At 32.9% G+C, this 13,290-nt stretch carries 11 protein-coding genes and 3 tRNA genes; 11 read left to right on the top strand and 3 right to left on the bottom strand.

Translation table 11 applies throughout. From position 1 onward, the window contains the following. Positions 1-9: 9 nt before the first annotated feature. The 3 genes from AD60_RS08230 to AD60_RS08220 form a co-directional block, all read right to left on the bottom strand. A complete protein-coding gene (locus tag AD60_RS08230; protein WP_103877279.1) occupies positions 10-1,023 on the bottom strand; it encodes a glycosyltransferase family 2 protein in 1,014 nt (337 codons plus the stop codon). A gap of 309 nt (positions 1,024-1,332) precedes the next feature. Then, positions 1,333-2,802 (bottom strand): hypothetical protein, encoded by a 1,470-nt coding sequence (locus tag AD60_RS08225; RefSeq protein ID WP_103877278.1) that lies wholly within the window; start codon positions 2,800-2,802, stop codon positions 1,333-1,335. A 116-nt stretch (positions 2,803-2,918) separates the two neighbouring features. Continuing rightward, complete coding sequence (locus tag AD60_RS08220) at positions 2,919-3,878, bottom strand: asparagine synthetase A (protein ID WP_103877277.1); 960 nt, start codon at positions 3,876-3,878, stop codon at positions 2,919-2,921. A 499-nt stretch (positions 3,879-4,377) separates the two neighbouring features. Between AD60_RS08220 and AD60_RS08215 the strand changes: the two genes are divergently transcribed. The 11 genes from AD60_RS08215 to AD60_RS08165 all read left to right on the top strand — a co-directional run bounded on the left by AD60_RS08215 (position 4,378) and on the right by AD60_RS08165 (position 13,217). Continuing rightward, positions 4,378-5,109: a basic amino acid ABC transporter substrate-binding protein gene (locus AD60_RS08215; protein WP_103877276.1), complete on the top strand. Its 732-nt coding sequence runs from the start codon at positions 4,378-4,380 to the stop codon at positions 5,107-5,109. Between the two features lie 71 nt (positions 5,110-5,180). Then, positions 5,181-5,852, top strand: coding sequence for an amino acid ABC transporter permease (locus tag AD60_RS08210; RefSeq protein WP_103877275.1), 672 nt, complete (start codon positions 5,181-5,183; stop codon positions 5,850-5,852). A 3-nt stretch (positions 5,853-5,855) separates the two neighbouring features. Continuing rightward, positions 5,856-6,623, top strand: a complete 768-nt coding sequence (locus AD60_RS08205) for an amino acid ABC transporter ATP-binding protein (RefSeq protein ID WP_103877274.1) — start codon at positions 5,856-5,858, stop codon at positions 6,621-6,623. Then, positions 6,620-7,300, top strand: a complete 681-nt coding sequence (locus AD60_RS08200) for an amino acid ABC transporter permease (RefSeq protein WP_233186869.1) — start codon at positions 6,620-6,622, stop codon at positions 7,298-7,300. The genes AD60_RS08205 and AD60_RS08200 overlap by 4 nt, the downstream gene beginning before the upstream one ends. Positions 7,301-7,551: 251 nt before the next feature. Next, complete coding sequence (gene argS, locus AD60_RS08195) at positions 7,552-9,201, top strand: arginine--tRNA ligase (protein WP_103877273.1); 1,650 nt, start codon at positions 7,552-7,554, stop codon at positions 9,199-9,201. Between the two features lie 167 nt (positions 9,202-9,368). Then, positions 9,369-10,487, top strand: coding sequence for an FtsW/RodA/SpoVE family cell cycle protein (locus AD60_RS08190; protein WP_103877272.1), 1,119 nt, complete (start codon positions 9,369-9,371; stop codon positions 10,485-10,487). Beyond that, positions 10,474-11,529: a glycosyltransferase gene (locus AD60_RS08185; protein WP_103877271.1), complete on the top strand. Its 1,056-nt coding sequence runs from the start codon at positions 10,474-10,476 to the stop codon at positions 11,527-11,529. The genes AD60_RS08190 and AD60_RS08185 overlap by 14 nt, the downstream gene beginning before the upstream one ends. Positions 11,530-11,573: 44 nt before the next feature. Beyond that, entirely contained in the window at positions 11,574-12,932 is a 1,359-nt protein-coding gene (gene murC, locus AD60_RS08180; RefSeq protein ID WP_103877270.1) for a UDP-N-acetylmuramate--L-alanine ligase, read from the top strand. Between the two features lie 34 nt (positions 12,933-12,966). After that, positions 12,967-13,042, top strand: a tRNA-Glu gene (locus AD60_RS08175). Between the two features lie 13 nt (positions 13,043-13,055). Beyond that, a tRNA-Val gene (locus AD60_RS08170) sits at positions 13,056-13,130 on the top strand. Between the two features lie 11 nt (positions 13,131-13,141). Beyond that, positions 13,142-13,217 (top strand) — tRNA-Phe (locus AD60_RS08165). The last annotated feature ends 73 nt before the right edge of the window (positions 13,218-13,290 follow it).

The following is a 13,290-nucleotide window of genomic DNA, read 5'->3' as shown; positions in this document are numbered from 1 at the left end:
TATTTAAATTTATGCTGTTTCACTCCTGGTAAAACGGAGTGAATTTATTATACTCCAAAATGTTCCTATACCATATGAAATATGCAAAAGGAAAAAGGTAAAAAAACTACAAAATAACAATAAAATATTTTTCTCTTTTATAGCATACTTCAATGAAAATAATGTGTCTAATAATAAATATAAGAAAAACGGAAACGCTAAAATAATATTAAAAACAAAATATTTTGAGAGAAACAGAACTAAAAATAAGAATAGAAGATACACTACAAAAATAAGAGGGATGAAATGTCTAAGTGAAATCCCATAGGGAGATATTTTAAGAGTTATATAATTCCAAAAACCGTTCGAAAAATTCTTTTTTATAAAATTCTCTAATCCATTCGGAACATAATAATGATTTGTTATTGGCAATAAATAAATTTTTAAACCTTTTTTTCTCATTCTATAATTAAACTCGATATCTTGATTTCTTAAAAGTTTTTCATTAAAATATCCAACCTTATCAAAAACTTCTCTTCTATAACATGCATATGCAACAGTATCAACTTCTTGTGGTTCTTTCACTTGATACCTATGCCGGGATGCTGTGCCAAAGGGGGAAGAATATGATAAAGCCATCGACTTTTGTATAAAACTTTTTTCATTGACAGGCATAGCCAAAGATACTCCTCCAACAGCACTCGCTTCTGGGTGTTCCATCAAAAATTCTACACAATATTCGACATATTTTTTATCAAATTCTGTATGGGATCCTGCTATAAAAACAAAATTCCCCTTACTATTTTTGATCCCTAGATTTAAACCGTAAGGGGTATATTTTTTTTTATTCGTAATGATTTTTATATTATCAACTTTTTCAGCAAGTTTCTCTATTATACTAACAGTATTATCTGTCGACTGACCATCCACAACAATTATTTCATCCGGCTTTCTTGTTTGGTGGATTAAAGAATTTAACACGTTTTCAATAGTTTTTTCTTCATTTCTGCAAACTAATATTACAGAGACTGAGGGTAAATAAATTTGCTATCACTCCTTGTTGTTTGCTGCTTTATGCAAAACGTCTTTTGCTGATCTATGCAAAATGGTCTTGTTTGTAATGTTTTTGAATGACTTTCCTAAACTCATTTGCCTTGCATTTTGAGTCCTTATGCAAAAAGCCTTGTTCATAATGCCTTTGAAATAATTTCAAAATTCTCATTTGCTTTGCAAATGATGTATCGAATTTGGGGTTTTAAGGGGCGAAGCCCTTTTGCTGATTTGTGCAAAATAGTTTTTTTAAAATAAATTTTGATTTTGGGGTTTTTAAGGGGCGAAGCCCCTTAACGAACATTAATATCTATGATACCTTCTCTGTGTTACCAACAACGTTACGCCTTTTTCCTCTAAAATCTTTAAATATTTTTCGTAGCCAGGTAAAGTTGGAGGAACAATTACCTTTTCAATCTTAGAATTTAATATTGCATCAATTATCTTCTCTGAATTTATAGGAGAATCAAAGATTATTGTTCCTTCGTTTAGACAAACTTCAAATTTTTCCAAGGTATTTTCAAGGGCGTTTAATGCAATTTCTCTATTTAAACAAGATTGATTTCCTGAACAAATAAGATTATTTCTTACATACACAGCCGTATCTGATTTATGAATCTTAGCAACTTCGAATCCCAATTCTTCTGAAGGAGACAAATTCAAAACAATCTCTTGAACATTTTGCTTTGCAACCAAATCACCATCCACAATATATTCTTCGTCACGTTTCAAAACCCTTTTATTAACCCTAAAAACCATGGGTTTAAAGGAAATTATCTCTTCTTTTTTTTCAAAGTTATATGAAGTCATTAATCCATCATGTTTTGAATTTTTCAGTTCAGTTATTACATTTAGATCATCACTGTAAACAACTCCTCCTTTTAATTCTCTAATAATTCTAACGAACTGTTCTTTCTCTCCTTCGGTAGGAGAGGAATATCCAAATACGAAAATTCCTTTCTTTGCGAAACCCAAAAATTCATTGTTTGTGAAACTAGCCAAATGAAAAAGTAATTTTATATCTTTTACTATCCTTAATGTAGGCTTTTTATGAAAAGTTAAATTTTCTAAATAATCAAGAAAACTCTCTTTTCCTAAAAATTTCATCAAAATCGCTTCTTGCATTGGATTAGAACCATACCTTAAGTTTCCTAAAATTTCAAAAAATTCATGGTCAAACTTCTCAGCTGCGAATAGTTCGGAAAAAGTTTTATGAATACTGGCATCATACTTAGAAGTTGAAAAGAAAACTTTCAATGCTAACTTTCTTCTTAATTGCAAAGGAACATCTCCACAATCCTCTAAGTTGTCAATAACTATCTGATAATCTTTGGGATCTACTAAAGCTACAACATCTTTATAATTTTTTGCAGCGCTTCTAAGAAGGGAATACCCTCCAATATCAATATATTCCAAAAGTGATTCTTCATTCTTTGTTTTTTTTGCGATTTCTTCAAAAGTTGGAAAATTACCTACAACCATATCAATCCTTTTTATATTGTAATTAATCATATCTTCTTCATGCTTTTTGTCGTTAGACTTGGCTAAAATACCACCAGCTAGTTTTGGATCTATACTTTTAACACGCCCCCCCAAAATTTCAGGAAACCCAATATAATCGGCCATCTTTACGGTGGGAATTCCTTTTTCTTCCAAATATTTATTTGTCCCTTCTGTACATATAATTTCGACACCATTGTGAAATAAAAAACTAGCTAAATCCTCTAAATTTGTCTTGTCGTAAACTGAAATAATAGCCCTTTTTATATTCATAAGTAACCTCCAGCAAAAAATAAGTTAACTTCCATGAAAGGCAATGAAGAGAAGCTCCCCAATTAACGTCCCTTCTCCGTAATAATATACATTTTGGAACCTTTTTATTGATATAACTAAATTGTATACTTTCCGGGAGCTTTGGCGAACAACCTAGTTTTTTCAACATGATCCAAATCTAATATATATTTAGTGAACCTTTCTATGCCCATACCACAACCTGCAGAGTGTTGTAATAACCCTTCTTTTGCTAATTTTAAATAATCTTCATAGCTTTCGAGCCCGTTACCTTTCAGTTTGATTCTTTTAACTATTTGCTCATACTCATGCTCTCTTTCACCGCCAGATATGCCTTCACCATGACCCTCGGGATATATTAGATCAAAATCCAATAATACTTCTGGATTATTAACATCTTGTTTATCATAAAATTCTCTCTCTAAAAGTGGAATATCTATCAACCATACAGGCCCTTCAGAACGTTCAGATAACATTTTTTCATAATCATCGCCATAAAGTTGCTTTGCCGTTTTTACGCTGATTTTTTGAAAAGGTTTTTTAGGAACTACCAAATTTGGGTGATACTTTTTTATTATACCAGAATATTTTGTCATTATACCTTTTAATACATGAATTATTAAATCTTCCATCAAATCCATAATCTGTTCTCTTTTCATTGCTTTAGCCTCTATATCTAACTGAACAAAATCAATCAAGTGCCTACCAGAAGAATATTTTTCTGCTACTTCCAACCTTAAATTTGGCGAAAACGAAAATATTTTATCATGAACCAAAACGCTAACTTGCTTTTGCAGTATCATGGATTTAGTAACGTAATATTTGTTACCATAATAATCTATCTGTGCGTCAAAAACGTCATGGTTTAATGGATCGGTGATTGTAGAAACGATCACCGGAAGAAGCTCAACAAAACCTCTTTCTCCAAGAAATTCTCTTGATAATCTCAGTATCTCGGACTGAACTAAAAGTGCGTCACTATAAGTCTCGTCCTCCAAATAACTTTTCACTAACTCCACAGAATCCACTTTTCTATTTTTCTTCTCTACTTCTGCCATAATTTTCCCTCCTGTAGTGTTTTTTTAAAAAAGCTATATCGCTTTCTTAATATAAAAAAACCGACGCTTTATTTTTAAGCGTCGGTAATTTACAAAATAACAATATCCAGCGTAATCACCGACGCTGTCCATTGTTATTATTATTAATTACCATTTTTGAAGCTGACAATACTTTTAATGTTTTCATAACCATATTCTCCTAAAACAATTTTAAAAATTATACCATAAAAAAAAATGACTTGTCAATAGACCGCATTATATCATAATTAATTTGTTCGAAACTGAATATTCAACCTAGATAGTTTTGTTGTTGATGATATCTCATATTAAATATTGATATACTATCTCAATTGTAGTATAATATGTTTATGCCGAATGAACTTTACAGTTGTTGCATTTTACTCATATTGTATTTGTTCTAAATGCCGTAACAAACAGAATCATCTCTTTATATCTAGTATCTATTAAAAGCTATTAAGACTATAGGAGGTGTAATAGAATGGTAAAAAAGACCGTTTTGGTTTGTATAATTTTATTCTCTTTTGTGTTTTCAGCTTTTTCAGTTACTTATGTTGTCGGTACAGAAGCATCTTTCCCACCTTTTGAATACGTAGAAGGCGAAGAATTCGTCGGCTTTGATATGGATTTAATAAGGGAAATTGGAAAAATGTATGGATTCGATGTTGAAATAAGAGATATTAGCTTTGACTCTCTCATACCTTCTTTAATCACCGGAAATATAAACATTATTGTTGCGGGAATGACGATAACTGAAGAAAGAGAGAGAGTAGTGGATTTTACAATCCCATATTTTAGTGCCGATCAGAGTATTATGGTAAGAAGTGGAGAAAGTACCAATCTAACCGTTCTTTTTATGAAGCCAAAAATCGGAGTTCAGACAGGTACAACGGGTGATCTGTGGGTAACAGAAAATCTCGTCGAAGCAGGCTTTTTACCAAAAGCTAACCTTATAAGATACGATACATTTAACTTTGCTGTTCGTGACTTAATTAACAAAAATCTCGATGCTATAGTGCTGGATAATCCAGTGGCTGAAAGATTCACCAAGACAGATCCAGTGGAAATTGTAGGAATCATTAAAACTAACGAAAATTATGGTATGGCGGTTGCACCAGGTAATGAAGATTTATTGAATATGTTGAACGAAGGTATAACAAAGTTACAAGAAACTGGAAAGATGGATGAACTCATCGGAAAATATTTTAAGTGATGCCTGTGATTTTTTAGAGTAAAAAATATAAGGGGGGTAAACCCCCTTATATTAAGAAAGAAGGATTATATTTGCAAGATATTCAAGTTATTATCAATTCTTTTCCCTATTTACTAAAAGGAACACTTGTAACGTTGGAATTAACCCTTTTTAGTTTGATAATAGGATTTGTTGTGGGGGTTGTAATTTCTTTTGGTCAATTGTACGGTAATAAATTCGTACAATTTATTTTTCTGATATACGAACGAGTATTTAGAAGTATTCCTTTGTTGGTTATTCTTTTTTTAATTTTTTACGGTTTACCTGCTATAGGAATAAGATTAGATCCTTTAATCGCCTCAATACTTGGTTTAGGTCTGAGAAGTTCGGCATATCAATCGCAAATTTTAAGGGGCGCAATTTCATCCATACCAAAAGGACAGCTCGATGCTGCTTATTCCATAGGGATGAACAAAATTCAAACTTTTTTCTATATTATCTTCCCTCAGGCAACAAGAATCGCTTTATCAGGATGGACCAACGAAGCAGCGGTGGTTTTAAAAGATACATCTTTAGCTTATGCCTTAGGTGTGGTGGAACTACTCAGGCAAGGTACTTATATTATCTCTGTAACCAACAGACCTTTGATCGTTTATCTAATTTGTGGGGTTATATATTTTATCCTAACTTTTAGTATAAGTAGAGGACTGGGTAGGATTGAAAAAAAGCTTGCAATACCAGGATATGAAACAAGGAGCGTTTGATTAATGAAAGAAGAGAAAGATACAATATTAAAAGTGGAAGATCTTCATAAAAGTTATAATAGCACAGAAATCCTGAAAGGAATAACGTTGGAAGTAAAAAAAGCTGAAACGAAGGTAATAATTGGTCCAAGCGGAACAGGGAAGAGTACGCTTTTAATGTGTATAAATAGGCTTGTCGAACCTGATTCTGGAAGAATATATCTGGACGGAGAAGAAATATTATCTTCAAAGAATATTCACAAAATTAGGCAAGAAATAGGTTTTGTATTTCAACATTTCAACTTATTCGATCACTTAACTGTGCTTGAAAACGTTAGAATTGGGTTGACCAAAGTAAAAAAAATTGAAAAAACACAAGCCACCGAAACTGCATTAAAAGAATTAGAACGGGTTGGATTGAAGGATAAATCAGAATTTTATCCTGGCCAACTTTCTGGCGGACAAAAACAAAGGGTTGCGATCGCGAGATGTTTGGCTATGAATCCAAAATTGATCCTATTTGATGAACCTACTTCGGCTTTGGATCCAGAGCTGATAGGAGAGGTTCTGAACGTCATGATTGATCTTGCAAAAAGTGGTATGACTATGGTGTGTGTTACGCACGAAATGGGATTTGCAAGGGCTGTTGCTGATGAGATTATATTTATGGAAAAAGGAGTGATCGTTGAAAAAGGTCCTCCAGAATCGATGTTCAAAAATCCTCAAAAAGATAGAACTAAGGAGTTTTTGAACAAATTATCGCAGTTGTACGGGAAGGAAGAAAATACATGAGCTTTGTTGAAATTGTCGAAAGTTCCTGGGTTTATATGGTGGAAGGTATATGGGTTACACTTTTTTTAACCTTAATTTCAGTAGTTATAGGATTCTTTTTGGGCGTTTTACTGGCAGTTGCTAAAACGTATGGTAATAAGTTGTTCTATTACATAAGCTACGTTTTTATCGAAATCATAAGAGGTACGCCATTACTTGTTCAACTTTTCATTCTTTATTATAGTTTACCTGTTATTGGGATTAGGCTTTCCCCATTATTAGCTTCAATAATAGCCTTTTTTTTAAATTCCGCCGCTTATCAGGCAGAATATCTAAGAGGGGCTATTCAGTCGATAAATTCGGGGCAAATGCAAGCATCTTTATCAATAGGAATGAAAAAATGGCAAGCCATTAGATTGATCATATTGCCCCAAGCGTTAAGAAGGTTTATCCCTTCTTGGACAAATGAATTTATCTACCTATTAAAATATTCTTCTCTTTCTTATATTGTTGGAGTACCAGAAATAATGGCTCAAGCTAAGTTTGTAGCAAGTCGTAATTTTGAATTTTTTCAAGTTTACCTTTTTGCTGCCCTCATATATTTAGTATTGGTCACATTTTTTGGAGAAATATTCAGATATGTTGAAAAGAAAATGAAGATACCAGGTACACTCACATATGCCAGAAATCGCACTTAAAAAATAAGATAAAATGACTCTACTGTCATTTTGCCGTTTCTAAAACTAGTTATTAAACAACATAGACACTTTATAAATACAGTAATTTTCAAAAATTAGTTTTAGATTCTTAAAGGGTTACGGGCGGAGCCGTCCCCCTCCAATTGTGCTCGGACTGCATAAAAAATTTTGAATTATAGAAATTCTGTTTAAAGCGTGCTTTAGAGTTTCCAAAGGCAGTAATAAACGAAAAAACAGGAGGAAATAAATAAATGGAAATAATAGATCTCATAAAAAACCAGATCAATACAACTTTGTCTGATATAGGTGTTACTGACATTGAATACAATTTTACCATTGAAACTCCTCCAAAAGACGATTTAGGAGATTTTTCATCCAACATTGCATTCCTATTAACTAAACGCTTGAGAAAATCACCACAAGAAATTGCCCAAATTTTAAAGGAAGAATTAGATAAATCTCCTTTTTTTGAAAAAGTTGATAATGTAAAAGGTTTCTTAAATTTTTTTATTTCTCCCCAAATTTATCAAAGGATATGTTCTAAAATTTTAAGCAACCCAAAAACTTACGGAAAATTTGATATAGGTAAGGGTCAAAATATACAGTTCGAATTTGCAAGCATTAATCCCACCGGCCCCATTACAGTTGCTCATGGAAGACAAGCTGTTATGGGAGACGTTTTGGCAAATATCTATGAACAAGCTGGATATGTTGTTCAAAGAGAAATGTATTTAAACGATGCGGGAAGACAAATAAAACTTCTCTCCTACTCCCTATGGGTAAGATATAACGAAATTCTAGGTTCAAATTATGAAATACCTGAAGATGGTTACAAAGGAGAATATCTTATAGATACCGCAAAAAAAGTATTAAATAAGTATGGAGAGAAATTCAAAGACAAATGGGATGAAGAAACCGAGGTTATATTCAGAAAAGAAGTCCTCGAAGATATGCTAAAAACTATGTTGAGTACACTGGAAAAGATCAACGTGAACTTTGATGTGGTCTTTAGTGAACAATTATTATTTAAAAATAAAATGGTTGAAAAAACCTTGAACGATTTAAAGTCTAAAGGCTACGTATACGAAAAAGATGATGCGGTATGGTTTAAAGTATCAGATTTGATAAATGAAAACGACAAGGTATTGATAAGGTCTAAAGATTCAATGCCCACATACTTTTGTGATGACATTGCTTACCATTACTACAAGTACCAACGAGGTTTCGATACCGTGATTGATATAATGGGTTCTGACCACCATGGCCACATACCAAGAATGATGGCTTCAATAAAAGCACTAGGATTACCAGAAGACTTTTTAAAAATAATCTTACATCAATTTGTAAATATAAAAAAAGGTAATGAAATTATAAAAATGTCAACGAGAAGTGGTGAATTTTTCACTCTTGATGACCTTATAAAAAATGTTGGGAAAGATGCAGTTAGATACTTCTTTGCGATGGTTGATCCTGATACCACATTAAATTTCGATATTGATCTGGCTATAAAAAAATCCAATGAAAATCCAGTTTATTACGTTCAATATGCTCATGCAAGGATATCCAGCATATTTAAAGAAGCACAAAAGAGAGGAATAGAATATGAATTATTTTTAGGCTTAGAAAATCTAAAAGAAAACGAAGAAAAATTACTAATGAGGGAGTTAGCCTTATTTACCGACGTGTTAACCAAAGCTGTAATTCAAAACAAGCCTAACTTGCTTACCCAATATTTAGAAAGAGTAGCCTCAAGATTCCATCATTTTTACAACAAACTCTCTGTTCTCAACGCAGAGAATTATGAACTTATTCAAGGCAGGTTGAATCTCTGCCAGGCAACAAAGATTGTTATAGCAAGAGGTTTGTCTATTTTGGGAGTAAATGCACCCCAAAGTATGTGAAAGGGTTTGGTGATTCTTCCAAACTCAGATTTTAATTCTTAATAATTTTTGTTTTTTGGGGTTTTGGGGGTTTACCCTCAACGTTTGGGCTTGGGGGTGAACCCGTTCGGCGATCCTTCCAAACAAAATTTTGAAATCAGAAACAGAATTTGAAAGGGGGCTTGAGGGTGAACCCCCAACGCATGGTGATAAAACGAAATTTAATCTTTTACTTAATAATATTGGGTATCACTCTATTTGTAGGTGTATTATTCATCTACAGTTCTCTTTTTGCAATTAGTGACATTAAAGAGATAAACCCAGAACAAAAGTTTCAAACTTATATAATCGCTTTAATTCTTGGCTTTTTAGGTGCGATAACAGCTTTTATGCTCAGCGATACTTTTACAAAAAGCAAGCACATTATGATTGCTCTTTTTACATTTTTAAATCTTATTTTAGTTATCGTTTTATTCACGCAACCTATCGCCGACGTAAAAAGATGGATTAACATTGGACCTTTCCAATTTCAACCATCAGAACTTGCAAAACTTATTATTCCTGCTTTCTTGGCTTTTTATTACACTCAAATACAAAATAAAAAGAATCTATTAATTAATGTAATTTTCCCTATTTTAGTTTGTGGAATCAGCATATTCTTGGTGTTTTTGGAACCAGACCTCAGTTCTGCCATTATAATAACAATGGTAACATTAATAACGATGTTTTTGGGAATAAGAGATAAAAAAGTTATGTTATTTTTCGTTGTTTTTACATTGGTTATCGTCTCAGCTCTTTTTACCTTCCAGGATAACTTGCTTCAAACCTACCAAATTTCAAGATTTACAAATTCTGACGACTTTCAAAGTCAACGTTCAAGAGATGCCATTGCAAATGGTGGGCTGATTGGTACAGGACCGTTTGCAGGAGAATTTAAATACTATGTACCAGAATCTTACAGTGATTTTATTATATCCGTTATAGGAGAAGAATGGGGAAAATTTGGGATAGTGATGGTAGTAACTCTTTTCTTTTTTCTATCTCATGAACTGGTGTACTTAGCCTATCTTACGAGAGATCACGCTACTTTTATATTCTGTGGAGCTACAGCCTCATGGATCTTCATACAAGTTGTCATAAACACATTGGTAGGATTGGGAGTGCCATGGATGCCGGTTACAGGAGTGACTCTTCCCTTGGTAAGCTATGGAAATTCTTCTATGATAGTTACCCTAATATCTATAGGGTGGGGTTTGGGATTAATATATCATAATTCGGAGTTGACAAGATCAGATGAGGAAGAATGAAGAGTTAAAAGTTGTTTTTTCAGGAGGCGGTACAGGAGGCCATTACTACCCTGCCCTATCTGTAATAAAATATCTAGATAGATGTTATAATAAGTTAGATGTGATATATTTTACAACAAAAGGAAGAATCGAAGAAAAAAAGTTACCTACAGATTTTCCAAAAGCTAAGTTAATTCCTTTAAATACCAAAGGTCTAGAAAGGCCATTATACAACGTTAAGAATATAAACAGAGCCTTTGAAGTTTTAAGGAATAAACGTAAAGTTGAAAAAATAATAAAAGAATTCAAACCTGTTTTTGGATTTCTTACTGGTGGGTACGTAACCGTTCCCGTGGGGTTAGCTTTAAAAAAACAAAATATTCCTTTTTACTTGCATGAGCAAAATTCAATACTTGGAATATCCAATAAAGTACTATCTAGATGGGCAAAAAAGGTTTTTGTAAGTTACGAAGAAACCAAGTTGAATGATAAGTTTATTCTTACGGGTAACCCTGTAAGAACGCCTGAAAATGAAATACCACGAACTTACTTGCGTAGTTTCGGAATAAAGGATTTAAACAAAAGATGTATTCTAGTCTTTGGAGGAAGCCTTGGTTCTAACGAAATAGATGAATTAATGTACAGAGTATACAAAAAAGAAAAAATTAACAATTACATACATATAACAAAAAATCAAGAAAAGTTCAAACAATTTCCCAATGTTTTTACTTTTGAATATATAGAAAATTTATATGAATTAATGGCTGTATCCGATGAAGTAATATCAAGGGCAGGAGCAACAACTCTCGCGGAAATTCAGTTTTATGATCTTTCTGCTATTTTGATCCCATGGAAAGGTGCTGCCGAAAATCACCAATTAAAAAACGCTCTTTCCCTTCAAAAGAAAGGGAAGGTTGTTGTTTTCGATGAAGAAAATGTGGAAATTGATGAGTTGATCAACTTTTTAAATCAAATTCAACCAAAAAATGAAAAATTTATATACACTCCTAAGATAAATAAAGCAACAGAAAGCATAGTTAATAATATTGATGAAATTCTATAAAGCTCAGAAACCAGAAGTTTTTGCATTTTTAAAAGGAGGTATTTATGAAGTATTACTTTTCCGGGATAGGTGGTATCGGTATGAGTTCCTTAGCCTTATACACAGCTTATAAGTATGGAATAAAAAACGTGCTTGGATCGAACAATGAAATGAACGAAAGAGTAGAATACTTAATTAAAAAAGGAATAAAAGTCAAATTAAAACAGGACTCTGATCTTCCTGATATAGATTTTTTAATTAAAACAACAGCAATAAAAGATACCAATCCAGAACTTATAGAGGCAAAAAAAAGAAAGATAACTGTTCTTAATAGAATGCAACTACTCAACTCGATATTACAAGAACATACCTCAATAGGCATCACTGGAACAGATGGAAAAACCACCACAACCGCTATGGTTTCTCAAATATTCAAAAATGTTGGTAAAGATCCTACTGTTTTTTTAGGTGGAATACATAATTCACTAGAAGATGGCAACTTTAGATATGGAAATGGAATAATAATAGCGGAAGTCGATGAAAGTGATGGCTTTATAGAAGAAACAAAAACAAACTTTTCCATCGTAAACAATTTAAGACCTGATCACTTAGAACACTACGATAATAAATTTGAAAAGTTGGAAAATTCTCTGTATAAATTTGCTAGAAACACTAAAGACCTTGTTATATTAAATGGCGACGATGTTCATCTATCCAAATGGCATTTGAACGAAAATAAAGTTTTATACTTTGGACAAGGTGAAAAAGCTGATTATACTATAAAAAACAGAAGGCAATATAATGGATATCAAGTGTTTGAACTTCACCATAAAAATACACATATTGGAGATATAATTTTAAATCTTCCCGGGTTACATTACGCTTATGACGCACTAGCTTCAGCGGTACTTTCTTTAGAATTTGGAATCGACTTTAAAACAATAAAAGAAACTTTTCAGAGTTATAATTCAGTTGGAAGAAGATTTAACGTACTTTACGATAAGGATAATCTATCAATAATAGACGATTATGCCCACACACCTGACGAAATTTTAGCAACTATAAAGGCAACAAAAGAAAATTTTCCAAAAAGAAAATTAATAACGATATTTCAACCACACAGATACACTCGTCTCTATTTTCACATAAACGACTTTATTGACGTTCTAAAATATTCCGACGAAGTATTAGTCTACCGGATATACTCAGCTTTTGAAGAACCTATTAACGGTGTTGATGAAAGAAAAGTTGTTGAAGCGCTTAATTCACAATCTACATTCTCCAAATTTTATAATTCTGAAGAAGAAATTATATCAGATCTTTTACTAGAAAGAAATGCTGTTTTACTCTTTGTTGGTGCGGGTGACATAACCGACATAGCAAAAAAACTATCAAAATACAAAAAAAATCTTGACATCTCTTAATTTTTATGATAATATATTTCAGGTTTGAAATATTGCCCCCATCGTCTAGCGGCCTAGGACATTGGCCTTTCACGCCAAAGGCACCAGTTCGAATCTGGTTGGGGGCGCCATAAAATCAAGTAGGGGTGTTTAGCTCAGTGGGAGAGCGTCTGCCTTACAAGCAGAAGGTCGCAGGTTCAAATCCTGCAGCGCCCACCAACTTTAAGGATGGGCAGGTAGCTCAGTCGGTAGAGCAACGGACTGAAAATCCGTGTGTCGGCAGTTCGATTCTGCCCCTGCCCACCATAATAGTTGTTTTAGTAATTTGCTAAGTGTATCAACAAAGGCAACCATCTTGGTTGCCTTTGTTAATTGGTAT

The organism is Petrotoga sp. SL27, assembly GCF_002924605.1.
GTDB classification, from domain to species: Bacteria; Thermotogota; Thermotogae; order Petrotogales; family Petrotogaceae; genus Petrotoga; species Petrotoga sibirica.
This window is presented reverse-complemented; position numbering and strand designations above follow the sequence as displayed.

What these genes read in the sequence shown, in the direction of transcription:
- AD60_RS08205 (WP_103877274.1), top strand. Translation starts at nt 5,856, where the DNA reads ATGAAAGAAGAGAAAGATACAATATTAAAAGTGGAAGATCTTCATAAA.
- AD60_RS08200 (WP_233186869.1), top strand. Translation starts at nt 6,620, where the DNA reads ATGAGCTTTGTTGAAATTGTCGAAAGTTCCTGGGTTTATATGGTGGAA.
- AD60_RS08220 (WP_103877277.1), bottom strand. Translation starts at nt 3,878, where the DNA reads ATGGCAGAAGTAGAGAAGAAAAATAGAAAAGTGGATTCTGTGGAGTTA.
- murC (WP_103877270.1), top strand. Translation starts at nt 11,574, where the DNA reads ATGAAGTATTACTTTTCCGGGATAGGTGGTATCGGTATGAGTTCCTTA.
- AD60_RS08225 (WP_103877278.1), bottom strand. Translation starts at nt 2,802, where the DNA reads ATGAATATAAAAAGGGCTATTATTTCAGTTTACGACAAGACAAATTTA.
- AD60_RS08185 (WP_103877271.1), top strand. Translation starts at nt 10,474, where the DNA reads ATGAGGAAGAATGAAGAGTTAAAAGTTGTTTTTTCAGGAGGCGGTACA.
- argS (WP_103877273.1), top strand. Translation starts at nt 7,552, where the DNA reads ATGGAAATAATAGATCTCATAAAAAACCAGATCAATACAACTTTGTCT.
- AD60_RS08215 (WP_103877276.1), top strand. Translation starts at nt 4,378, where the DNA reads ATGGTAAAAAAGACCGTTTTGGTTTGTATAATTTTATTCTCTTTTGTG.